This is a genomic window from Candidatus Dormiibacterota bacterium, from assembly GCA_036495095.1.
Lineage (GTDB): Bacteria > Chloroflexota > Dormibacteria > Aeolococcales > Aeolococcaceae > CF-96.
This window is the reverse complement of sequence record DASXNK010000001.1, coordinates 1-22699: the sequence shown is the minus strand read 5'-3', so window position 1 is coordinate 22699 and position 22699 is coordinate 1. Positions and strand designations below refer to the sequence as shown.

General features: G+C 73.0%; 19 protein-coding genes and 1 tRNA gene. 8 read left to right on the top strand and 12 right to left on the bottom strand.

All coding sequences use genetic code 11. The features are described 5' to 3' along the window. Together VGL20_00100 and VGL20_00095 are read right to left on the bottom strand one after the other, a co-directional pair. On the bottom strand, positions 1-266 hold a 266-nt coding region (locus VGL20_00100; GenBank protein HEY2702067.1), incomplete at its 3' end, for an SRPBCC family protein. A gap of 251 nt (positions 267-517) precedes the next feature. Further along, a complete protein-coding gene (locus VGL20_00095; GenBank protein HEY2702066.1) occupies positions 518-2782 on the bottom strand; it encodes an EAL domain-containing protein in 2265 nt (754 codons plus the stop codon). A 331-nt stretch (positions 2783-3113) separates the two neighbouring features. Here VGL20_00095 and VGL20_00090 point away from each other — a divergent pair, with 331 nt between their 5' ends. After that, the gene (locus tag VGL20_00090; protein HEY2702065.1) at positions 3114-4010 is read left to right on the top strand and encodes a ParB/RepB/Spo0J family partition protein; all 897 of its coding nucleotides are present in this window, start codon (positions 3114-3116) and stop codon (positions 4008-4010) included. On the opposite strand, the gene VGL20_00085 is transcribed toward VGL20_00090, so the two are convergent. From VGL20_00085 to VGL20_00075, 3 genes are all read right to left on the bottom strand, one after another. Next, on the bottom strand, positions 4007-4174 hold the full coding sequence (locus tag VGL20_00085; protein HEY2702064.1) for a hypothetical protein: 168 nt from the start codon (positions 4172-4174) through the stop codon (positions 4007-4009). The genes VGL20_00090 and VGL20_00085 overlap by 4 nt on opposite strands. A 118-nt stretch (positions 4175-4292) precedes the next feature. After that, positions 4293-4988, bottom strand: coding sequence for a DUF4328 domain-containing protein (locus VGL20_00080; GenBank protein HEY2702063.1), 696 nt, complete (start codon positions 4986-4988; stop codon positions 4293-4295). Between the two features lie 9 nt (positions 4989-4997). Further along, positions 4998-5507: a hypothetical protein gene (locus VGL20_00075; GenBank protein ID HEY2702062.1), complete on the bottom strand. Its 510-nt coding sequence runs from the start codon at positions 5505-5507 to the stop codon at positions 4998-5000. 125 nt (positions 5508-5632) lie between these two features. Between VGL20_00075 and VGL20_00070 the strand changes: the two genes are divergently transcribed. Beyond that, positions 5633-8722, top strand: coding sequence for an EAL domain-containing protein (locus VGL20_00070; GenBank protein HEY2702061.1), 3090 nt, complete (start codon positions 5633-5635; stop codon positions 8720-8722). A gap of 60 nt (positions 8723-8782) precedes the next feature. On the opposite strand, the gene VGL20_00065 is transcribed toward VGL20_00070, so the two are convergent. From VGL20_00065 to VGL20_00055, 3 genes are read right to left on the bottom strand one after another with little or no spacing between them, the layout of a single operon-like run. Beyond that, a complete protein-coding gene (locus VGL20_00065) occupies positions 8783-9580 on the bottom strand; it encodes an enoyl-CoA hydratase/isomerase family protein (GenBank protein ID HEY2702060.1) in 798 nt (265 codons plus the stop codon). A gap of 13 nt (positions 9581-9593) precedes the next feature. Beyond that, positions 9594-10739, bottom strand: coding sequence for an acyl-CoA dehydrogenase family protein (locus tag VGL20_00060; GenBank protein HEY2702059.1), 1146 nt, complete (start codon positions 10737-10739; stop codon positions 9594-9596). A 54-nt stretch (positions 10740-10793) separates the two neighbouring features. Continuing rightward, complete coding sequence (locus VGL20_00055; GenBank protein HEY2702058.1) at positions 10794-11459, bottom strand: TetR/AcrR family transcriptional regulator; 666 nt, start codon at positions 11457-11459, stop codon at positions 10794-10796. Positions 11460-11539: 80 nt separating this feature from the next. On the opposite strand from VGL20_00055, the gene VGL20_00050 reads away from it, so the two are divergent. Next, a complete protein-coding gene (locus tag VGL20_00050) occupies positions 11540-11950 on the top strand; it encodes a PPOX class F420-dependent oxidoreductase (protein HEY2702057.1) in 411 nt (136 codons plus the stop codon). Here VGL20_00050 and VGL20_00045 read toward each other — a convergent pair whose 3' ends face one another. The 3 genes from VGL20_00045 to gltX form a co-directional block, all read right to left on the bottom strand. Continuing rightward, positions 11951-12703, bottom strand: a complete 753-nt coding sequence (locus VGL20_00045; protein ID HEY2702056.1) for an SDR family NAD(P)-dependent oxidoreductase — start codon at positions 12701-12703, stop codon at positions 11951-11953. It lies immediately after the preceding gene. Continuing rightward, a complete protein-coding gene (locus VGL20_00040) occupies positions 12700-14214 on the bottom strand; it encodes a hypothetical protein (GenBank protein HEY2702055.1) in 1515 nt (504 codons plus the stop codon). The genes VGL20_00045 and VGL20_00040 overlap by 4 nt, the downstream gene beginning before the upstream one ends. A gap of 311 nt (positions 14215-14525) precedes the next feature. Beyond that, positions 14526-15974, bottom strand: coding sequence for a glutamate--tRNA ligase (gene gltX / locus VGL20_00035; protein ID HEY2702054.1), 1449 nt, complete (start codon positions 15972-15974; stop codon positions 14526-14528). A gap of 349 nt (positions 15975-16323) precedes the next feature. Between gltX and VGL20_00030 the strand changes: the two genes are divergently transcribed. The 3 genes from VGL20_00030 to VGL20_00020 all read left to right on the top strand — a co-directional run bounded on the left by VGL20_00030 (position 16324) and on the right by VGL20_00020 (position 21317). Next, positions 16324-18405: a hypothetical protein gene (locus VGL20_00030; protein ID HEY2702053.1), complete on the top strand. Its 2082-nt coding sequence runs from the start codon at positions 16324-16326 to the stop codon at positions 18403-18405. 129 nt (positions 18406-18534) lie between these two features. Beyond that, positions 18535-19155, top strand: a complete 621-nt coding sequence (locus tag VGL20_00025; GenBank protein HEY2702052.1) for a sortase — start codon at positions 18535-18537, stop codon at positions 19153-19155. Beyond that, positions 19152-21317: an IPT/TIG domain-containing protein gene (locus tag VGL20_00020; GenBank protein HEY2702051.1), complete on the top strand. Its 2166-nt coding sequence runs from the start codon at positions 19152-19154 to the stop codon at positions 21315-21317. The genes VGL20_00025 and VGL20_00020 overlap by 4 nt, the downstream gene beginning before the upstream one ends. Before the next feature lie 59 nt (positions 21318-21376). Here the strand turns inward: VGL20_00020 and VGL20_00015 are convergent, their stop codons facing one another. Then, positions 21377-21817, bottom strand: a complete 441-nt coding sequence (locus tag VGL20_00015; GenBank protein HEY2702050.1) for a hypothetical protein — start codon at positions 21815-21817, stop codon at positions 21377-21379. A 70-nt stretch (positions 21818-21887) separates the two neighbouring features. On the opposite strand from VGL20_00015, the gene VGL20_00010 reads away from it, so the two are divergent. Next, positions 21888-21959 (top strand) — tRNA-Glu (locus VGL20_00010). Between the two features lie 113 nt (positions 21960-22072). Further along, on the top strand, positions 22073-22699 hold a 627-nt coding region (locus VGL20_00005; protein HEY2702049.1), incomplete at its 3' end, for a hypothetical protein.

Here is a 22699-nt window from a genome sequence, read left to right as displayed (position 1 = left end):
ATCGGAAAGGGGCCCTGAGCGGTGCTCATCACGAACCGTTCGCCCGGCACGGCCTCGCGGACCTCATAGGTGTAGGCGAGCCGCCGCCCCAGGAAGCGCGCGGTGAAGGCGATCCGCGACCCCACCCCCGCCGGCCTCGGGGTGACCCACTCCACCGCGGTGATGTTCCGGTACCACGCCGTCGCGTTGTCCGGATCGGCCGCGAACGCAGCCACCTCCGCCCGCGCCCGCCGAATCTCGATCGAGGTGAGCACATCGACAGCCATTGCCGTCATTCTCAGCCCACGGCGAGCATGGACGCGAGGCGTGTCGCTCCCAGCAGCGGGGGGACGGGCGACGGGGCTCGGCGGGGCGTATCGAGCCGTACACCCCCGCGGCGAGATCCGAGCCGAGTCGATCGCGAAGCGATCGCCGGCGTCCCCGCCGTGCGCCGCCGCCCCTCCCCCCGCGCCCTGACAGCGACTCGACGACCGAGCAGCCCGAGCGAGCCACCAGTCAACCCGTTTGACACCAGCCCTCAGATCCGCACCGGGTGAGGGCGCCAGAGGTCGCCGCGCAGGCGCTCCACGACGGTGTCGGGGCCGGCGGGGGGCGACAGCAGGAAGCCCTGCACCCAGTCGACGCCGAGGGCGCGCACGTGCTCGAGCTGCGCGGAGGTCTCGACCCCCTCGGCGACGATGTCGAGGTCGAGCGCCTGGAGCAGCCGCACGATCGAGGCGATGAGCGACGGGGTCTCGGGGTCGAGGTCGAGGTCGCCGATGAAGATGCGGTCGATCTTCACCAGATCGAGGGGCAGGCCGCGCAGGTATCCCAGCGACGAGTAGCCGGATCCGAAGTCGTCGAGGGCCACCCGCACCCCGGAGGCGCGCAGCCGCTCGAGCCGTTCGCGGACGGTCACGAGGTCGTGCACCATCGCGCTCTCGGTGACCTCGATGGTCAGCCGGGAGGGCTCGAGGTGGGTCTCGCGGAGCACGGCGTCGACCTCGTCGACGAACTGGCTCTCGCGCAGCTGCTGCGGTGACACGTTGACCGCCATCGGGAAGTGCGACGGCCGCGGGAGCGTGTCCTCCCAGCGGCGCATCTGCTCGCAGGCCGCCCGCAGCACCCAGCTGCCGATCGGCACCATCAGCCCGGTCTCCTCGGCGAGGGGGATGAAGTCGGCGGGGGAGATCACTCCGAGGCGGGGATGGCGCCACCGGACCAGCGCCTCGATGCTCGCCACCGCACCGGTCGACAGCGAGATCACCGGCTGGTACTCGAGGAAGAGCTCGTCGTTCTCGGCGGCCTTGCGCAGGTCCGTGGTGCGCTCGAGCCGGCGCAGCTGGCCGCCGTGGCGCGCCGCCGCGAACACCTCGTAGCGGTTCCTGCCCGCCGTCTTCGCCGAGTACATCGCCAGGTCGGCGTCGCGGAGCAGCTCGTCGACGGAGCGGCCGATGGTGGAGACGGCCCCACCGACGCTGGCGGTCACCGCGATCTCCGAGCCCCCCGCGATGAAGGGGCTGCGGAAGGACTCGAGGATGCGCTCGGCGACCGCGCTCAGGTCCTCGGTGCCGGCGCCGTCGAGGAGCATCGCGAACTCGTCGCCGCCGATGTGCGCCACCGTGTCGCCGGGACGGACCAGCCCCCCGAGCCGGTCGGCGACGGCGATGAGCAGCTCGTCGCCGACGCCGTGACCGAGGGTGTCGTTGACCGCCTTGAAGTTGTCGAGGTCGATGACCACGACGCCGAGCGGAGCCGGCTCGCGACGGCGGCGGGCGAGGGCGTGGGCGAGGCGGTCGCGGAGCAGCGCCCGGTTGGCGAGCTTGGTCAGCGGGTCGTGGAAGGCGCGGTGCCGCAGCTCGCGCTCCATGGCGGTCTGCTCGGTGACGTTGATGCAGAGCGCGAGCATGGCGGGGCGCCGCTCGAACCAGACGTGGTCGACGAACACCTGGGTCTCGATCGAACGGCCGTCCTTCAGCCGGTGCACCTCCCGGCGGCTCCCGGCGGGGGGCGTCACCCCCGCGGCCGCCGGGTTCATCGCACGGTGGGTCGGCGCGATGTCGGAGAGCCGCATCGCGGCGAGCTCCTCCCGGCCGTACCCGTACTGGGCGACCGCGGCGTCGTTGACGGCGAGGAAACGGTGGTCGTCCGCCGCGTACACCCACATCGGCTGCGGGTTGGTCTCGAAGAGGAAGCGGAAGCTGCGCTCACGCTGGCGCAGCCGGTCCACGGCGCCGCGCATCAGCACCCCGGCGATGCACACGGTGGCGATCACCATGACGCTGCCGAGGGGCTTGTCCGGGGCGGTTCCGACCAGGAGGAAGGCGAGGCTGAGGAGCAGGAGCTGCAGCAGGATCTGCCCGGCGCGGAAGAAGTAGAAGGCGTAGAGGGCGGCCCAGACGTAGAGGAAGGCGAAGGCCGGCCCATCGCTCCCGCCGAAATGCACGACGACGGTGATCAGGATCGTGCCCACCGCGCAGAGCGCGGGATAGACGGAGCGCGGCAGCCGGCCACCGCGGAGCCAGAGCCCGGCGGCGATGCCCGCGGCGACGAGGGCGGCGAGGGTCAGCACCCCGAGGTCGGCGCCGGGGTGGGGGAGGAGGGTGGCGACGCCGACGAGGAGCGCGCCCGGCCCGTAGAGCAGCGCTCCGCCGCGGGCCATCTCCTCGGCGCTCGCCACCGAGCCGGGACGGAAGCTGGCGGCGAGCTCCATCAGGAGGCGGCGCAGGGCGGCGGTCCAGGTCTCGCCGTCGAGCCGCACCCGCCGGGTTCCCCGTGGCGGCGGAGGTGTCGGCGTCAGCACCTGTCCCTGTCCCTCCTTCCCTCTGCCGACCGGTGGGGCGACACGCTAGCGCATTCGACGTGCTTTCGCGACAAGCCCATATGCGGGTGGACAGACAACTGTCCACCCGCGCAGGTTTTGCCGGTGCCGGCGCGTCACATGACGGCGCCGGCGACCGCGAGCGCAGATGACACCATGAACCATTCATCCCTCCGCGGCCCCCGCCGCACCCACGCAACTGGCGGCGGGGGCCATCCTCCCCGACCGGCGCATCTGAAAGCGCGACGGCATCTTCCCGACTCAGACGCGGATATCGCATTGGCCCGGCAGGGCGTAGGATCGGCGGGCGATTGTGCGTCATAGAACGGTGAGGACTGTGGTCGACGACGAGCGGTCCCTGTCAGGCCATGTTGTCCCACGCTCCGAACGGTTCGAACTGCAACGAATCCCGGTGCAGCGCATCCATCCGCGCGCCGACCAGCCGCGCCGCCGCATCGACCCGCGCGGCCTCGAGGAGCTGACCCAGAGTGTGTCTCTGCACGGCGTGCTGCAGCCGATCCGGGTGCGCCGCAGTGGCGAGGGGAGCTACGAGATCGTCGCCGGCGAGCGTCGCTGGAGAGCGGCGCGAGGCGCCGGACTGCAGGAGATCCCTGCGATCGTCGTCGACGCCGACGACGAGCGCGCGTACGTCGAGGCGCTGATCGAGAACATCCAGCGCGAGGAGCTCAATGCCGTCGATCGCGCGCATGCACTGACGCGATTGCGCGTCGGTCTCAACCTGCGGTCCTGGCAGCAGGTCGGCGAGGTGGTCGGCATCACCCGCCAGCACATCCACAACCTGCTGAACGTGACCCGCCTCCCCGAGCCGATCCGCGAGGACATCCGGTCCGGCGAGCTCACCGAGAAGCACGCCCGCGCGCTGATGCGTCTGCAGCAGAACCCGCCGCTGCAACGCCTGCTCTGGGAGCGCATCCACAGCGAGGGGCTCTCCGGCCGGGCGGCCGACGAGGCGGCGCGGCTGATGGCGGCGCAGCTCGAGCCCGGCGGCGCCACCGACCCGCCGGCGGTGCGGTCAGGGCTGGCGGCGCTGGCCGAGGCCACCCTGGTGGCGCTGTCGGCGGCGCCCCCCGCCGAATTGGAGTCCGCGATGACCGGCCTCACCGGCCTGCACCGGCGGCTCGGCGAGGTCCTCGCCGGCCGCGCCCCCGCGGAGCGCGCCCCGCGCGCTCCGGAGGGAGGGGGGGCCTAGGCGGCGACGGCCACCATGCGGGCGATCTCGTCGGAGTGGGCGTCGAGGGTGGCGGCGAGCCGGCGGATGGCGGCGGCGATCTCGGGAAGGGCGGCCTCGAGGAGGGGCGCGGTCTCGTCGTCGGTGAGGGCGACCGGCCCGTCGAGAAGGGTGATCTGGTCCATGAGCGTGCTCCGGAAGGGTTGGTGAGGGGATGGACACACGATCCCCGTGTCGCCCGTCGGCTGGGGTCGCATCGCGGTGACGAACCCGCACCGGACCCGCACCGAGCCGTGAGCCTGGTCAGGCGGCTCCCCCGGCCGCCGCCGGAGGGGCGGAGAGGGCGCGGTGCCTGAGCTCCTGGCGCTCGGTGAGCCGCCGCACCATCACCACGCAGAGCAGCGCGGCCGCGATCAGCACCACCGAGGCGACGGCGTCGATGATCGCGCCGCTGTGGAGCGCGGTGAGGTCGTCGGCGGCACCGGACCGGACCACCAGGACGCGGCTCACCACGTTGCCGAGGATGAACAGCCCCCACCAGGCCGGGAGCAGCAGCCCGAGGCTGCCTTCGGGATCGCGGGCCGAGAGCATCCATGCCTCGGCGACCACCTGGAACGGCCGCACCAGGTTGGCGACGGGCACGAACCACCAGCCCACCGCCCAGGCCGGGGTGTACCGCAGCTCGCGCCCACCGAGGGCGGGTCCGTTGGCGACCACCCGGTACAGCCAGGTCAGGAAGAGCCCGGCGCAGGCGAGCATGACCGCGATCTCGATCACCGCGGTCAGGTGCACGAAGCTGTCGCTCGAGGTGATCTCGCTGTCGCTCACGTTCTCGGCGCGGAGGAGGCGGCCGGTGATGCCGGCCCGGCCGATGTCGGCCACCACCGCGGCGATCTCCACGACCACGAGGACGAGCAGGGCGAGCATCACCATCCTCGCCTGCTGGGCGGCCGAGCGGTACGGAGGTGGCGGGGGGGCGGCGGCAGGGATCTCGGACATGCGGCCCGGTCAGCCGTCGCCGGTGCGCCGCAGCACGGCGAAGGTCCCCACCGTGGTGGTGCCGTAGATCAGGTGCGCGCCCAGGTCGGGAGCGAGCTCGCGGACGCCGTACTGCCAGATCGGCTTGTAGAGGCCGAGCGCCGGCAGCACCACGTAGCCGCTCCCCCACACGGTGAGCCCGAGCAGGGGCCCGTGGACCGGGCGCAGCCGGCGCAGCGACCCTCCCACCACGCCGAGGACGGTTCCCCAGCCGATCCCGTACCCCCAGTGCATCACGTTGTTGGTGAGCCGCGCCCAGCGGGCGTCGAGGGGCCGCTGGGTCAGCCCCTCGACCAGCCGGCGTCCGACCTGGGCGGGGGCGGAGACGCTCTCCCAGTCGCTTGGGCCGCCGAACTCCCAGGTCAACGGATCCTGGGTGCCGCCGGACAGGCGGTGGCGCGCGTACCAGAAGGCGTCCATGGCGACGGTGCCGGCGGCACCGGCCAGCGCTCCGCGCACCACGGCTCCGAGTGGCGTCATGGTGGGGATCCTAGCCTTCACGCCGTGGTTGCAGGAGCGTTACGGTGGCGCGGCCGCCCCGCCCTCACACTCCAGACGTGCCAGACCACGGGAAGGGTGCCGCTCCGCCCGCCGCCCTCACACCGATGGACTCGATCGAGCCGCCCGACGCGCAGTGGGGCGGCTTCCGGGCCTGGATCGGTGGCAGCGCGGTGCTCGGACTGGCACTGCTCCTCGGCGCCCTCACCCTGGCGGGCCGGGCGGCGCCGCTGCCCTGGTTCACCCCCAGCCTGACCTTCCTCATGGCCGCCACCTATGCGGTGGTCGCCGCCCTCGCCCTCCTCGACGCCGGCTGCCGCCTCCACGGCCGCTCGCTGGCGATCGCGGTGGCCGCGGTCGCGCTCGCCACCGTGAGCATCCCGCGGGCGCTGACCTTCCCCGGGGTCATCCCCGGAGGGATTCCCTGGGCCGGCCCCCAGACCGCCTCGATGCTGGTCAACGAGATCATCATCGCCACCCCGGCGCTGCTCACCGCCGCGCTGATGTATCGCGGTGGCAGGCTGCTCCGGCCGCGCCGCGCCGTCCTCACCGCGATCGGGCTCGGCCTCGCCACCGGGGTGGCGCTCACCGTGCTCGGCGCCGCGCTGGCGCCGGTGCTGCCCCCCACCGTCGTCGCGGGCCAGCTCACCGTGTTCAGCCGGGTGCTCGCCCTGGTGGCCCTGGTGCCCAACGCCGCCGCCGTCAGCCTGGTCGTGCTCGGCTTCCGCGGCGACCGGAGGGTGGCCCCCAGCATCGCCGGTGCGCTCACCCTGCTGCTCCTCCAGGAGCTCTCGACGCCGCTCGCCGCGGCCCGCTTCGAGCCGATGTGGTACGCCCAGAACCTGCTGGTCCTCTCCCCGGCCCTGGTCCTCCTGGTCGGCCAGCTCGGTCTCTACCGGGCCTCGGTGCGGGCCGAGCGCGAGCGCTCCATGGAGACCGCGGCGCTCTACGCGGCCACCCGTGCGATGGCCGGCTCCGCCGACCCGAGCAGCGTCCTCGCCAGCATCCCGAAGCTCGCCAACGCGGCGCTGCAGGCGGTCTCGGGGCGGGCCGAGACCCGCTGCTCCCTGGTGGAGTTCGAGGGCGATCGGGCCCGCATCGTCGCTGAGCACGACCCCCTCGGCGTGGTGCAGGTGGGAACGTCGTTCGCCCTCGCCGAGCACCCGGCGCTGATCGCGGTCAGCCGCGACCGCCGCGCCGTCACCGGTGAGCTCACCAACCTCGGCCCCGCCGCCGGGAGTGTCATCAGGACCCTCGGGGTCCGCCGCGGCGCGTACGCCCCGGTGCTCCGCGGCGCCACCGTGGTCGGCGCCCTGACCCTCGGGCTGCGCTCCCGCCGTCCCTTCGAGGCCGCCGAGCTGCGCCTGCTCGACGGCCTCGCCAGCGTCGCATCCCTGGCGCTGACCAGCCGCCGCCGGGAGACGCTGCGCCGGCTCCAGTACTCGGTGGCGCGCACCCTGAGCGTCGCGGACTCGATGGAGGAGGCCGTGCCCGTGGTCCTCGCCCAGGTCGGCGAGGCGCTCGACTGCCAGGTCGGGAACCTCTGGGTTCACCACCCGCGCGACCAGGTGCTGATCCGGGCCCAGGGCTGGCACAGCCACGACCTGGACGTCACCGACTTCATCGCCGAGTCCGACGCCCTCCGGGTGCGCCCGGGACAGGGCCTGCCCGGCCGGGTCTGGGCGAGCGGCGAGCCGGAGACCGTGGCCGACATCACCCGGCTGGACGCCGTCGCCCGCGGTCGCGCCATCTCCGCCCTGGGGCTGCGCGGCGCCCTCGCCGTCCCGATCGTGATCGACGGCCTGTGCACCGGGGTCGTCGAGGTCTTCTCCCGGCGGCCCCGGCCCCCGGGGGAGGAGATCATCGACGTGCTCGTCGACATCGGCCGTCAGCTGGGGCAGTTCATGGCCCGCAAACGCGCCGAGCTGTCCCTCCACGAGAGCGCCGAGCGGCTCGCCGAGATGGCCACCACCGACAGGCTCACGGGGTTGAAGAACCGCCGCGAGTTCGAGAAGGTGCTGGGCGTCATCCCGCGGCAGCGCTTCGCCATCCTCGCCATCGACGTCGACGGGCTCAAGCCGATCAACGACCAGTTCGGGCACGAGGCCGGCGACGTCGTCCTCCAGGCGGTCGCCATGACCCTCCGCGCGCTGGTGCGCAGCTGGGACGTGGTCGCCCGGGTCGGAGGCGACGAGTTCGCCGTCGTCCTGACCGGCGCCGCCGGCGAGGAGGCGGCCACCGTGGCCGAGCGGATGCGCACCGCGATGCACTCGGTCACCGTGCTCCAGGGACGGGCCCGCATCAGCGTGGGCTGGGCTGCCGCCCCCGCCGGCGCCGACCCCTCGGCGACCTGGCGGGCCGCCGACGAGGTCCTCTACCGGGCCAAGCGCTCCGGTCGCGACCGGGTCGAGGGCACCGAGGCGCGCGACGCCGAGGGGGCATGGGGGGCCCACCCGGGGGCGTCCCGGGACGCCGCAATGCTCACCGAGGTCTTCGAGCGCGGCACCGTCGACGTCGTGTACCAGCCGATCGTCGACCTCCGCGACGGCACCGTGGCCGGCTACGAGGCGCTCGCCCGCCCTGCCGGCACCGGCCCCGATGCGAGCGTGTCCGGCCTCTTCGACGCCGCCCGCCGGCTCGGGCGCATCCGCGACCTCGACTGGCTCTGCCGCCGCGCCGCCCTCCGCGAGGCCCGGGGGCTGCCCGCCGGCGCGACCATCTTCGTCAACGTCAGCGCCGCCGCCTTCCTCGACCCGGTCCACGAGGTCGACCAGCTGCTGCTGCTGCTGCGCTGGGTGGGCCGCTCGCCCACCGACGTGGTGCTCGAGCTCACCGAGCAGGAGACCATCCCCGACCTCGAGCGGCTCCAGCTCATCGCCGGCCTCTACCGCGAGCACGGGGTGCGCTTCGCCGCCGACGACGTCGGCGACGGCCACTCCACCCTCGAGGTGCTGGCCGCGCTCGACCCCGAGTTCATCAAGGTCGCGCGCAGCCTCAGCACCACCGCCACCCGCCCGGGCTCGCGGGCCGCGATCCGCGCCGCCCAGGCCTTCGCGCGGGACAGCGGCGCCACCGTGATCGCCGAGGGGGTGGAGACCCCGGAGGTGGCCCGCGAGCTCCTCGCGCTCGGGATCACGATCGGCCAGGGCCATCACCTCGCCCTCCCCGCCCCGGCGCCCCGCCAGGTGGCGATCTGACCGCCCCCGTCCCCGGCCGCCGCGCCGGTGACCGGCGCTCCTCCTGAGCGGCGCCTCCGCTCAGGTGGCGGAGGGGAACCTCGGCGGCCGCTTCTCCAGGATCGCGGCGGCGCCCTCGGCGACGTCCTCGTCGAAGAAGTTCAGCATCTCGAGCGCCAGCGAGGCGTCGAAGATCGGGCCGGCCTGGCGGAGCCAGTTGTTCAGCGCACGCTTGGTCCAGCGGATCGCCAGCTGGGGGCCGGTGGCGAGCTTCTCGGCGACCTCGAGCGCGGTGGGGAGCAGCCGGTCGCCGGGGACGCAGCGGCTGACCAGGCCGATGCGCTCGGCCTCGCGCCCGTCGATGAAGTCGGCGGTGAGCAGGTAGTACTTCGCCTTGGCCATGCCGCAGAGCAGCGGCCAGATGATCGCGGCGTGGTCGCCCGCGCCCACCCCGAGGCGGATGTGGCCGTCGGTGATGCGCGCCTCCTCGGCCATGATGCTGATGTCCGCCATCAGCGCGACCGCGAGACCGGCGCCCACCGCGACCCCGTTGATCGCCGAGATCACCGGCTTCTCGCACTCGATGATGTTGTGGACGATCGAACGGGCCTCCTCCATGATCGCCGCGACCTTGCGGAAGTTGCCCACCTGGGACTGCACCATCGAGAGGTCGCCGCCGGCGCTGAAGGCGCGGCCGGCGCCGGTGATCACCGCCACCCTGGTCTCCGGGTCGACGGAGACGTCCGGCCAGACCCTGCAGAGCTCGTTGTGGAGCACCTCGTCGGTGGCGTTCAGGCGGTCGGGGCGGTTGATGGTGATCAGCAGCACGCCGTTGGCGCGGCGCTCGAAGAGCAGGTGCTGGTAGTCGGCGACGTTCACCAGAGTTCTCCTGTCACAGGCCCATGGTCCTGGCGATGATCTCGTTCATGATCTCGTTGGTGCCGCCGCCGATGCCGAGGATGCGGCTGTCGCGGTAGTGGCGCTCGACCTCGGTCTCGCGCATGTAGCCCATCCCGCCGTGGATCTGCACCGCCTCGTCGACGACATGGTGGCAGGCCATCACCGCGGTGTTCTTCGCCATCGACACCTGCCGCACGCAGTCCTCGCCGCGGAGCATCCGCGCCATCACCGCGCGGGTGTACTCGCGGGCGACGTCGGTCTGCCGCGCCATCTCGGTGAGCTTGTGGCGGATCACCTGCCGCGCCATCAGCGGGCGTCCGAAGGCCTGGCGCGAGCCCGCCCAGGCGAGCGCCAGGTCGAGGCAGCGCTGCGCGGTGGCGTGAGCCTGCACCGCGATGCCGATGCGCTCCGACTGGAAGTTGCGCATGATCTGGAGGAAGCCGGTGCCCTCCTCGCCGACCAGGTTGGCGACCGGCACCCGCACGTCGGCGAAGGCCAGCTCCGCGGTGTCGGAGCACCACCAGCCCATCTTCTCGAGGCGCCGGCCCACCGTGAACCCCGGGGTGCCGCGTTCGACGACCAGCAGCGACACCCCGCCGTGGCCCTCGCCGCCGGTGCGCACCGCGGTGGTCACGAAGTCGGCGCGCGCCCCGGAGGTGATGAACGTCTTGGCGCCGTTCACCACGTAGTGGTCGCCGTCGCGCACCGCGCGGGTGTGCAGCGAGGCGACGTCCGAGCCGGCGTCGGGCTCGGTGACCGCGAGTGCGCCGATCAGCCGCCCCTCGAGGGTCGGCCGCACCCAGCGCTCGATCTGCGCCGCGTCACCGGCGGCGAGGATGTGGGGGATCGCGATGCCGTGGGTGAAGAGCCCGGCGCAGATCCCGCCCGAGCCGCCGCTCTGGATCACCTCCTCGGCGACCACCGATGCGTGGGTGATGTCGCCGCCGGAGCCACCCACCGCCTCGGGCCAGCCGGCCCCGAGCAGCCCCAGCGCGCCGGCGCGCTCGCTCAGCGCGCGGGGCAGCTCGCCCTGCCGCTCCCATGTGGCCAGGAATGGCACGATCTCGTGCTCGGTGAAGTTGCGCACGGTCTCGCGCAGCAGACGGTGCTCATCTCCGGTCCAGACGTCCGCGCTCACCTCGCCCTCCTCGCGCACCGCGATCACCGCGAGCCGCGGTTCACGCCCGACAGGCTAGCGGTCGGCGGCCTGCCCACGTGGTCCGCGCGCGGCGGCGAGCAGCGAGGCGATCGCCATCCGCTCGAGCAGCGCCGCCAGCTCGTCGCGCTCGAGCACGGCGTCGTAGTGGGCGACCGCGTTCAGCATCCCCAGCACGCTGCGCACCGCGGCCCGGGCGGCCTCGTCGCTGAGCTCGGGGCGCAGCCGGACCAGGGTCTCGACCCAGTGCTCGAGGTAGAGGCGCTGGCGGCGGCGCAGCCGGCGGCGGTCGGCGCTGGGGAGGCTGTCGTCCTCCCGCGCGTACACGGCCATCAGGGCGCGCTCGTCGAGGACGAAGTCGACATGGAACCCCACCAGCCGCTCCAGCCGTCCCCGCGGCGAGCGGCCCCGGGCCAGCTGCGCCTCGCCGCCCTCGAGCAGCCGCTCGGTGATGCGGTCGAACACGGCGATGAGGATGGCCACCTTGCTGGGGAAGTGGCGGTACACCGCCGGCCCGGTGATCCCCGCGGCCCGGCCGATGTCGTCGACCCCCACCCCGTGGTAGCCGCTCTCGCGGAACAGCTCGGTCGCGGCGACGAGGATGAGCTCGGGGCGGACGCCAAGACCCTCGCGCCAGCGCCCCGCCGGCTCGGGGTCGGCCTCGCCTCGCGTCCGTCGCAGCGCAGCCGTGGGTGGGATCACGACGTCCAAGGGTAGGCGATCCCTACGGGTCGAGTCCGGGCGGGTATGGTGTGCTCGTCCCGGACAGTGAGGAGTGATCCATGACCATCGACGAGGCCAGGGACTTCATCCGCTCCAATCACCGCGCGGTGCTCGCCACCGAGCGGGCCGACGGCGGGGTGGCGATGTCTCCGATCGTGGTCGGCATCGACGCCGACGGCGACCTGGTGGTGAGCACCCGCGAGACCGCGATGAAGACCCACCACGTCCGCCGCACCGGCCGCGCCTCGGTCTGCGTCCTGAACGACGGCTTCTTCGGCGCCTGGGCGGTGGTCGAGGGACCGGCCCGGGTCGTCTCCCTGCCCGAGGCGATGGAGCCGCTGGTCGACTACTACCGCTCCAGCTTCGGCGAGCACCCCGACTGGGACGACTACCGCGCCGCCATGGAGCGCGAGCAGCGGGTGATCCTGAAGATCACCCCGGAGCGGGCCGGCCCCACCCGCCAGGGCTGATCAGCCGGGCTGCTCCCGTCTGTGCAGGGTCGGCACCCCCATGACCTGGTCGAGGGGGCGCACCACCAGCTCGTCGACGTTGACGTGCGGCGGCCGCTCCACCACCCAGAGCACGCACTCGGCGATGTCCTCGCCGCTCAGCGGGATCATCCCCGCGTAGACCTGGGCGGCGCGCTCCTCGCTGCCGAGGCGGACCAGGCTGAACTCCGTCTCCACCGCCCCCGGGTCGACCTCGGTGACCCTGACGGGACGGCCGAGCAGCTCCTGGCGGAGGGTGCGGGTGATCGCGCGCACCCCGTGCTTGACCGCGGTGTAGCCCGCGCCCCCGGGGTACGTCTCGGCGGCCGCGATCGAGCCGATGTTCACCACATGGCCGGGCCCGGCCCGCTCCAGCAGCGGCAGCAGCGCCCGGGTCATGCGCATCAACCCGAGGACATTGACCTCGTACATCCGCCGCCACTGCTCGTCGTCGGCCTCGGCGATCGGGGCGAGCCCGTAGGCGCCGCCGGCGTTGTTGACCAGCACCGCGCACTCGTCGAGGCCGGCGACGAAGGCGTCGACGCTGGCCTGGTCGGTGACGTCGAGCGGCATCCAGCGCGCCCCCGCCCGTTCCGCCACCTCGCGCAGCCGGCCCTCGCGCCGAGCCCCGGCGACCACCCGCCACCCCGCCCGGGCGAGGGTGGCCACGGTGGCGGCGCCGATGCCGCTGCTCGCCCCGGTCACGACGGCGGTGCCCCGCCGCGGGCCGGTCATGCGGTCACTCCTGCCAGCCCCTCGCGGATGCGCCGCTCCAGGGCGGCGTCGTCGAGGCGGTCCATCCCCAGCTCGACGGCGACAAGGTCGGCGGGCAGCGCCTGGCCGAGCGACCAGAGCCCGCGCATCTCCGCGCCGGTCTGGGCCGAGGCCCACCAGCGGTCGCCGCGGGCGGCCCGCCAGTGCTCGCGGAGCTGGGCCTCGAGCATCCAGGCGCGGAGGTACTGGGAGGCGTAGAAGCCGGCGTCGACGTCGTCGAGCCAGGTCTCGGTCGGGTAGGCGAAGCCGAGGTGCTCGGTGAGCAGCTCCGCGTACCGCCCGGGCATCGCCGACAGGTCGACGGCGCCGGTGCCGTGCAGCTCCAGCTCGTAGAGGAGCTTGGCCGCGTAGCGCCGGATCATGTAGAGGTAGTAGACGTGCACCCGGTGGAGCAGGGTGCGCAGCTCCTCGCCCGACGCCTCGGCGTGCTCGGTGAGCCAGGCGGCGTCGAGCAGGAGGTGCTCGAGGCTGAAGGCGAAGGCCTCGGTGACGCTGTTGTCGCCGAGCAGCCGCTCCTCGAAGGGGCGCGCCGCCTCGACGTGGGCGAAGTGCTCGGTGTGTCCCGCCTCGTGGAAGAGCGACCGCCAGTCCTGGTAACCCCCGGTCGGCCGGATCACCAGGTAGACCTCGCCGGGCGCCTGGACGGCGACGCAGAACGCCCGCGGATTCTTCCGCGGCCGGTCCTCGGTGTCGAGGTGGACGTTGGGCTGGTCGTCGAGGGCGACGCCGAGCCGGAGCAGGGTCTCGCGGAGCGCCGGGACCATCCGCTCAGCGGGGAAGCAGGCGTCGCGCTCCCGCATCCGGAACAGCACCGCCGCGTCGTGCCGCTCGGCCTCCGCGAAGGGAACGCCGACGACCTCCTCGAACCAGGGGACGAGATGCTCGAGGTAGAGGTCCCGGGTGCGCTCCAGGAAGCCGGCCGCGATCTCACCGAGGGCCTGGAGGTCGATGCCCTTGAGGGTCGAGTAGAAGGAGGTGTAGGAGTCGAAGCCGAGCTCGCGGATCGCCGCGTGGTGGCGGCGGAGCAGCTGCTCGCGGAGCGGGTCGAGCCGCGCGGTCTCGGCGAGGCGGGCCCGCTCCAGGGCGCGGCGCCGCTCCCGGTCGGGCTCGTTCTGCACCGCGGTGTGGACGCCGTGGTAGGGCATGGTCTCGCCGTCGACGGTGACCGTCGCCTGGGCCTGGGCGGTGGCGAGCTCGTCGGCGAGCATCGCCAGGGCGCGCTCCATGCAGAGCTCGGCGACCGCCTGGGCGAGCGCGGTGGCGCGGCGCTGCTCGGCGGGATCGGTGGCGGCGTCGCGGGCGGCGAGGGCGGTGCGAACCGCGTCGGGGACGAAGACGTCGGCATGGCGGAGGACGATCGGGAAGATCTCCAGGGCGTCCTTCTGGCCGCTGAAGTGGAGGTAGTGCTCCATGCCGGCCTCGCGCAGGAACGCCTCCAGGGTGCCGCGCAGGCCGTCGACGGAGGTGGTCACTGGTCGCTCCCGGGGCCCCTCGCCGGCCGCTGCGGCACCCGCCGGTGGCCGGCGGGATGTGTCTATTGTCCGGTCTGCGGACCGCTGGCGCCGGCGTTCGGCACCTGCCCATGGGCACGTGGCCGGCGTGCCTTAGGCGCCGAACTTGTCGGGTGCCGTCGCCGTCACACGGCTGCCAGTTTTTGCCGACGCGTGCATACTGCCGTGTTCACGCATATACTCGTCTCCCCACGGCCAATTCCCCCCACGTCTTCGAGGGCCGTCCCATCCTCTCTGTCCCCGTCTCTGCCCCCGTCTCCACCGGGACGATATCAGACTCCACCGTACAGGCGTTCGCGTGCGGTACGCAGCCGCCGCACCGCCACGTCGGGGCCGATGAATCGCATGGCGTCGAACACGGGCACGCCCTGGGGGCTGCCGAGGATCGCCATGTAGAGGACGCGGAAGCCGTCGCGGGGTTTGGTGCCACGTTCCTCGAGGACGGCGGCGAGCCGCTGCCGCATCGCCTCGGTGTCCCCGAGGCCGCCGCCGTCGACCTCGGCGATGGTGGCCTCGAGGAGCGCCGCCGCGGAGTCGACGTCGACCTTGCGGGGCGGGAAGTCGGCCCCCTCCGGCCAGGCCACCTCGCCGAGCAGTGGAGCCGCCAGCCGGGTGGCCTCGTCGAGCCGGCTCATCCTCTCCTGGAGGAGGGGCACGAGCGCGAGGCGCTGCTCCTCGGTCGCCCCCTCGATCCACGGCGCCAGCGCCGCGGCCAGCTCCGCCGCCGGCAGCCGCCGGATGTGGAGCCCGTTGAGGGCGTCGAGCCGCTTCGAGTCGAAGACCGCCGGCGCCGGGTTCACCCGGTCGAGCGAGAAGCGCTCGGCGAGCTCGGCGATGCCGAACACCTCATCGTCGGTGCCCGACGACCAGCCCAGCAGCGCCATCGCGTTGACCAGGGCGGAGGGGAGGTAGCCGAGCTCGCGGTAGTCGAGGATGTTCCGGGCGCCCCGGCGCTTGCTCAGCTTCTGGCCGTCCTCGCCCAGCACCACGGGCACGTGGGCGAACACGGGCGGGTCCCAGCCGAGGGCCGCATAGAGAGAGAGGTGCTTGGGGGTCGAGGGGATCCACTCCTCGGCCCGGATCACGTGGGTGATCCCCATCGCGTGGTCGTCCACGACGTTGGCCAGGTGGTAGGTCGGGAAGTCGTCGCCCTTGAGCAGGACCTGGTCGTCGATCTCGGCGTTGTCGAAGGCGATCGGGCCCCGGATGAGATCGATCCACTCGGTGCGGCCGGGAGGGATGAGCTGGCGGAGCACGGCCGGGACCCCGGCGGCGCGCTCCTGGGCCACCTCCTCCTGCCGGGCCAGGCAGCGCCGGTCGTAGCGGGTGGGCCGGCCGGCCGCCCGCTGCTCGGCGCGCATCTGCTCGAGCCGCGAGGGCGTGCAGGTGCACCAGTAGGCGGCGCCGGCCTCGACCAACCGGTCAGCCTCGAGCCGGTAGAGGTCGGTGCGGAGCGACTGGACGTAGGGAGCGTGGGGGCCGCCGACCTCGGGGCCCTCGTCCCAGTCCAGGCCGAGCCAGCGAAGGGACTCGAGGATTTGCAACTCGCTTCCGGGGTGGTACCTTGCCTGATCCGTGTCCTCGACCCGGAGGAGGAAGGTGCCTCCGGTGGCACGGGCGGCGAGCCAGTTGAAGAGCGCAGTACGCACCGAACCCGCGTGCAGCGCCCCGGTGGGAGAGGGGGCGAAGCGCGTCCGCCACCGCGGGCGACGATCACCCATTTTCATGCGTTCGCTCCGGCTGGCCAGTGGCGCAAGTTTCCCGCTGAGGGTGACGTTCTGGTGGTGCAGGCATAGCCGGCAAGTGTGAACCACGGCATCGGACCCGGGGCAAGCGTGGGCAACCGGACCGAACGTGGTGGCGGGTCATCAAGCCTCTCATATTCACCACGCGGAGGGACTAGGGGTAGCCGTGAAGAAAGTCAGATTGCTCAGTGCCGGGGCCATCGCCGGCATGGCGGGTGTTCTCGTGCTGCCGATGTCGGCTCACGCCGACACCGCAGCCCCGACGGGTACCGCGCAGGCTTCGGCCCTGCAGGTGTCGATCTCCCCGTCGGCTCTCATCTCGGCCGTGCCGGCCGTCGGACAGCTCCTCAGCCAGACGCTGGGTGGTGTCCTCGGCAACACGGACCTCAGCATCAAGGTCGACGCTGCGAACGCCAACGGCGTTCTCACCGGGAACCTCCTCGACCTGCTGTCGGGCCACGGCGATTCGACGCCGATCGACATCCAGTTCGCACCCCTCCAGCAGGAGCTGGACACCCTGACCGGCGCCGTCAAGACGGCCCTGGGCGCACTCAACGGCGTCACCGGCATCCTCGGCGGGACCAGCGGCCTGACCAGCGCCCTCGGCAACGGCGGCCTGCTCTCCGGCCTCACCGGCCTGCTCGGCGGCAACAGCAGCATCGTGGGCAACCTCACGTCGCTGACCAACTCGCTCCCGATCGTCGGCGGACTCCTCAACGGCGTCCTCGGCGGCACCGGCGGCACCGGCCTGGGCAACCTCGACAGCGCCCTCAAGGGCCTCGGCGTCAACCTGGGCAACACCCTGGTCGCCAACTACAACGTCCCCGGCGTGACCGATGCCCCGACGGCGCAGTCCTCGGTGATCGCGACCCCGGCCGGCGCTCCGATCCAGCTGAACCTGGCCCCCTACCACGCTGACGCTGTGACCAACAGCCTGGCGCAGGCGGCCGGCCTCTCCGGGGCCCGCGCCTCGGCGGACAACAGCACCACCAGCCTGGCGGTCACCCCCAGCCTGTCGCTTCCGAACCTCAGCGGCCTGCTGGGCGCCGGCGGCGGCCTGGGCAACCTGCTCGGCCCCAACGGCATCCTGAGCAGCCTGCTCAACACCACCAGCGGCCTGCCCGTCGTGGGCAGCCTCCTCTCCGGCATCGTCGGCGCTCCGGCCGGCACCAGCGGCGGCGCGGCCAGCGGCCTGCTCGGCGGTCTTCCGCTCGGCGGCGCGGTCACCGGCGTCCTCGGCAGCCTGACCGGCGGCAGCGGCAGCAGCGGCCTGCTCGGCGGCGTGCTCGGCAGCCAGGGTCTGCTCGCGGGCCTCGGCGGCCTCACCAGCAGCGTCCCGGTTGTGGGCGGCGTCCTCAGCGGCGTCACCGGCAGCAGCTCGGGCGGCTCGGTGCTCGGCATCCTCGGCAACAACGGCGGCCTGCTGTCCGGCCTTCTCGGCAACGGCGGCCTGCTCGGCAACCTCACCAACCTGAACGGCCTTCTCGGCGGCCTGCTCGGCCCCAACGGGCTGCTCGGCGGCCTCCTGAACGGCCAGAACCTCGGCCTCAACTCGCTGATCAAGACCGCGTCGGTCACCTCCAACGCGATCGTTCAGCCCCTGACCGGCTCGGCCGGCTCGTTCCAGTCGCTGGCGAGCACCAAGGTCGGTTCCGTCCAGATCCTTCCCCTGGGTGACCAGATCCTCGGCGATCTGACCAGCATCCTCGGCGGCGGTACCAGCGGTGGCCTGGCCAGCGCGCTCAACGGCATCGTCGGCGGCCTCAACCTCGGCAGCCTCACCAACCTGGGTCCCCTCTCGGGTCTCCTCGGTGGTGCGGGTGGCGCCGGCGGTCTGCTCAGCGGCCTTCCGCTGCTCGAGATCACCGGTATCAGCTCCAGCGCTCAGGCCATCCTCGGCGCGGGCGCGGGCGATCCCACCGGGGCGAGCAGCCTCGGCGCGATCAAGGTCCTCGGTATCCCCGTCGTCAACCTGGACCAGGTCCTCGGCATCGCCGTGGGCACCAGCAAGACCATCGCCATCCCCGCGACCGGCATCAGCCTCATCATCGACCGCGGCGTGCCGCAGATCGGGATGAACACCGCGACCTCCAAGAGCGTCTCGGTCGCCGCGCTGAACGTCCGCCTCGTGAACGACGGCACCGGCCTCCTGGGCAGCCTGCTCAGCGCCGGCAACAAGAGCAAGCCGATCACCGAGGTCGCGCTCGCCAACTCCGTGGCCAGCGTCTCCACCTCGGCTCCGGCCAACACCACGGTCCCGGCCATCGCGCCGATCAACGGTCCGACCCCGCCCTCCACGGGCATGTTCGGTCCCGCCAGCTTCGCGGCCGCCGGCATCCTCGCCGCGCTCGCCATGGCGCTCCAGGTCTTCCCGCGCCTCGCCGCCCGTCGCGGCCAGGTTCGGTAACCAAGCACTCGTAGGGACGGGCGGGGGGCACCGCGCCCCCCGCCCCGCCCCGTCCGGATCGACCCGACCCGACCCGACCCTTCCCTTCCCTCTCTCACAACCCCTCTCTCTCGGAGAATTTGGACGGCCATGCCTCTCCACATCCAACGCTGGCTCCGCCGCTCGAGCTGGTTCCTGATGGGTATCGCCGTCCTCATCGTCGGCTACGTCGGGACCCTGGTCGGCTACGAGAGCTACGAACAGCACAGGCTCCTCTCCGCCTGGGACACCAGCCACGCCGGCGTGAGCGACGCCCAGCAGGTGGGCAGCGGCGTCTTCGTGACCAAGCACCCGCACCTCGCCGACGGCGAGCCGATGGCGAAGCTGACGGTCCCCGGGATCAACTTCACCGCCGTCGTCACCGAGGGCGCCGACCGCGGCATCCTCAGCGCCGGGCCCGGTCACGACGACCACACCGACTACCCCGGTGAGGGCGGTCTCATCCTCATCGGCAACCACAACGGCTTCTCGACGAGCTGGAACGACGTGCACAACGGCTCCGTCGTCGAGCTCGACACCACCTACGGTCGCTTCTACTACAAGATCAACCAGCGGTACATCACCTCCGGCACCGATCGCAGCTACATCGACAGGCCCCACGACGGGGTCGGTGTCGAGGTGCTCGAGCTGGTGACCTGCTGGCCTCTCTGGCAGGGTGCATTCGCACCAGACCGCCTCGTCTTCGAGGCCACCCCGGTGAACGCCCCATGAACCGCCGCATCCTCAGCGCACTGACCGGCACCGCCCTCCTGGGCGGCGTCCTCGCCGCCAACGTGGCGATGCCCCGCACCGTCGCGGCCGCACAGTGCTCGCAGCCGCACGTCTCCTCGGTCGGCAACGCCCTCGCCCACGCCGGCGAGTCCGTGACCGTGAGCGGCTCGGGCTTCACCTGCGGCGGCCAGGGCAACGGCACCTCGCTGTCGGTCGGCGGCACCGGCCAGAACATCACCGGCCTGTCCGACAGCAGCATCACCTTCCAGGCCTCGGGCGCCGCCGGCTCGGTGGTGGTCACGGTCAGCTACCCGGTGCTCCTCGGCAGCCAGAACCAGAGCAGCAACACCGAGCGGCTGCTGCTGATGGCGCCGGCGGTGGCCCAGAACACCGCCACCCCGGGCCCGGGCGGAGGCTTCACGGTCGCCGGCTCCGGCTTCGCCCTGGGCGGGTTCCGCCAGGCCATCACCGCCAGCGCCTGCGGCCAGGGGATCCCGGTGACCGCGGTCAGCGACACCGCGGTGTCGCTCAACGCCCCGGGCAGCTACTGCAACGGCGCGGTGGCGCTCGCCTTCGCCGGCTTCGCCACCTCCACGAAGAACCCATCCATCCTCACCAACGTCGTGACGACGGGCGCGGGCGCCATCAATGTCCAGCCCAACGCGAGCGGCCTCTCCACCGCCGCGGCGGCCCCCGGCCAGGTGGTGAGCCTCTCCGGCGCCGGCTTCGGCAACAGCGGCTCGGCGACGCTCAACGGCGCCGGCATCGGCTCCGCCTGGAGCGACAACACCATCAGCTTCACGGTGCAGCCGGGCTCGACCTCCGGCGCCGTGGTCTTCACCCGCGCCGACGGCCATCAGATCTCCGGGGGCAACCTCACCGTCAACTCGCAGATCGCCGGCGCCTCCTCGGCCCGCGCCCAGGCGGGCGACACCGTCACCATCAACGGGGCCGGCTTCGGCACCAACGCCGGCACCGTCACCCTGGGCGGCACCGCCCTCGGGATCAAGGGCTGGTCGCCGACCTCGATCAGCGTCACCATCCCCGCCGGCGCCACCGGTGGCGACCTCACGGTGACGCCGCAGGGCAACGCGCCCTCGACGCTCCCCAACGGCCTCGCCATCCTCCACCTCGCCGCCCTCAAGCCCGCCAACGGCGCTGCCGGCGCGGTGATCGGCATCACCGGCGGTGGCTTCGGCTCGCAGAAGGGCACGGTCACGATCGCCGGCGTCAACGCCCCGGTGCAGCTCTGGGGCGACGGCACCATCGCGGTGGCGGTGCCGTCGACCAAGTTCGCCGGTGGCGGCGGCGACGACCACCTCGTCGTCAACGTCCCCGGTGCGGCCAGCCCGCTGACCGCGGCGTTCCACATCGACCCGACGCCGGCGGCGACCCCGGGGTCGACCCCCGGCACCACCCCCGGCAACACCCCCGGGAGCACCCCGGGCAGCACCGACAACCCCACCAGCGGCGCCTCCCCGAACAGCACGCCGGGCTTCATCCCGCCGTCGGCCGACGGCCCGATCATCCAGATCGGCCCGGTGCCCTTCCACAAGACGCCCAAGGTTGCCGGCCCCGTCGACCTGGCGCTCAAGAGCGATCAGTCGACCGCCGACCCCGGGGTCAACATCCCCTTCACCGTCACCCTCAGCGCCTTCGGCAACCCGGTCGTGGGCGCCCCCGTCGACCTCCTCCTGGTGGTGGTGCCGGGCGGCGACGCGAGCATCAGCCCGGCCAAGGGCGTGACCGACGCCAACGGGAAGGTGTCCGGCGTCCTCCACCTGAGCAAGCGCGCCGGCGACCACATCATCCTGGCGCGCTCCGGCCAGTACTCCGACGAGATCAAGGTCACCGGCCGCGGCCTGGCCGCCACCGGCGGTGCCGGCGGCACCGACAGCGGCCTCGGCAACATCGGCGGCGGCAGCCCCCAGCGCACGATCATCGTCGCCGCGCTGCTCGCCTGCCTGGTCCTCTTCCTCTCCGGCTTCGGCATCAACCTCGCCACCGCGCGCAACGGCGCGGCGGTGGCCGCCGGTCCGCGACGCAGCGTCGGCGGGAGCCTGGTGGCGGTCCCGGTCAACGCCGGGGCGGCCGCACAGTTCGGCATGGCCATGATGGTCTGCGCCGTCGGCCAGCTCGTCGCCCTCGCGCGGCGTCGCTGAGGCCGACCGGGCGAGGCTCCGGGGGGCTCGACCCCCGGGGCCCGCTCGGACGGGAGGTCCTAGCGGCTGGCCCCGAGGATGCAGGCGACCAGGGTCCAGAGCAGAAGGACGCCGATCACGATCGGCGCGTCGATGCTCGAGACCCGGACGCTCATCAGCCGCTCGGTGCCACCGCCGCCCCTGCCGCCCCGCTCGGCGGAGGGCCGGCCCACGTCGCCCATGCCCCACGCCGGCGGCGGGCCCGCGGGCCCCGGCCGGGGGGTGACGTGGAGCCGCTCCTCGCGCCGGCGCAGCCGGGCGTCGGCGACGATGCCGGCGATCACCATCACCCCGACTGCGGCCACCCCGACCCCGATCAGCCCCAGGCCGAGACCGAGGGGGGCGTTGAAGTAGTCGTTGTACGAGTGCGGCCCGTAGAAGGTCAGGACCGCGCCGAGGATGCACGAGAGCGAGACGATCCCGAAGCCGATGGACTTGCCGATGATCTCGCGTACGGGCATGGTCCCCTCCAGTCCTGACCTCCGGCGACGGCTGCGAGTATAGGTCGGTAGGATCGAGGATCGGTACCGCGCCCGCATCGTCTAGCGGTCAGGACTCCACCCTTTCAAGGTGGCAACCGGAGTTCGACTCTCCGTGCGGGTAGGGCGGTTTCGTATTCGGACGAGGCGCGCGTGGGCCCGACCTGGGCCACGCTCTGAGGCGATGCGTTGCCCGTCCCGGCGGCGGCCGGCGGACGGGCGGCCCCGCGTCTATCCGTGACCACTCAGCCGCAGCACCAGCAGGATGGCTGCAAGTGCGAGCAGAACGCCGCCGCCCAGGCGCTCCGCGTGGTCCTTCTCGGGCACGACCCGGCCACCGGCCGCCGGCAGTGCCGCACGTTCACGGTCCGCGGGACGAAGAAGGAGGCCGAGGCGGCCGCCGCAGCCCAGGTGGCCGCCATCACCGGCGGAACCTTCGTCGATCCGAGCGAGGAGACGGTCGAGGAGTTCCTCCACCGCTGGCTCCGCGACTACGTCGAGCCGTCGCTGGCGCTGCGCACCCGGCAGCGCTACCGGGAGGTCGTGGAGTACGACCTGGTGCCGTTCATCGGCAAGGTGCCCCTCCAGAAGCTCCGGCCGGCCCAGGTGATCGCCCTCGAGCAGCGGCTGCGGGCGTCGGGGAACCGGAAGACCGGCGCCGGGCTCGGCCCTGCGGCCGTGCAGAAGGTCCACAGCGTTCTCCACCGCGCCATGGCCCACGCCGTCCGATGGCAGGCCTTGGCGGTGAACCCCGTCAGCGCGGTCGACCGTCCCGCGGTGCCCCGGGTGGAGGTGCAGGTGCTGACCCCGGAGCAGGCCCGCCAGCTCCTCCGCGCTCTCCGTGGCGTCCCCGACGAGCTCGCG

Bases quoted from the DNA above. Each gene is read 5' to 3' on its own strand.
- VGL20_00070 (HEY2702061.1), top strand. From the start codon at position 5,633: ATGGACTCGATCGAGCCGCCCGACGCGCAGTGGGGCGGCTTCCGGGCC.
- VGL20_00050 (HEY2702057.1), top strand. From the start codon at position 11,540: ATGACCATCGACGAGGCCAGGGACTTCATCCGCTCCAATCACCGCGCG.
- VGL20_00075 (HEY2702062.1), bottom strand. From the start codon at position 5,507: ATGACGCCACTCGGAGCCGTGGTGCGCGGAGCGCTGGCCGGTGCCGCC.
- VGL20_00080 (HEY2702063.1), bottom strand. From the start codon at position 4,988: ATGTCCGAGATCCCTGCCGCCGCCCCCCCGCCACCTCCGTACCGCTCG.
- VGL20_00020 (HEY2702051.1), top strand. From the start codon at position 19,152: ATGAACCGCCGCATCCTCAGCGCACTGACCGGCACCGCCCTCCTGGGC.
- VGL20_00025 (HEY2702052.1), top strand. From the start codon at position 18,535: ATGCCTCTCCACATCCAACGCTGGCTCCGCCGCTCGAGCTGGTTCCTG.
- VGL20_00045 (HEY2702056.1), bottom strand. From the start codon at position 12,703: ATGACCGGCCCGCGGCGGGGCACCGCCGTCGTGACCGGGGCGAGCAGC.
- VGL20_00085 (HEY2702064.1), bottom strand. From the start codon at position 4,174: ATGGACCAGATCACCCTTCTCGACGGGCCGGTCGCCCTCACCGACGAC.
- gltX (HEY2702054.1), bottom strand. From the start codon at position 15,974: ATGGGTGATCGTCGCCCGCGGTGGCGGACGCGCTTCGCCCCCTCTCCC.
- VGL20_00015 (HEY2702050.1), bottom strand. From the start codon at position 21,817: ATGCCCGTACGCGAGATCATCGGCAAGTCCATCGGCTTCGGGATCGTC.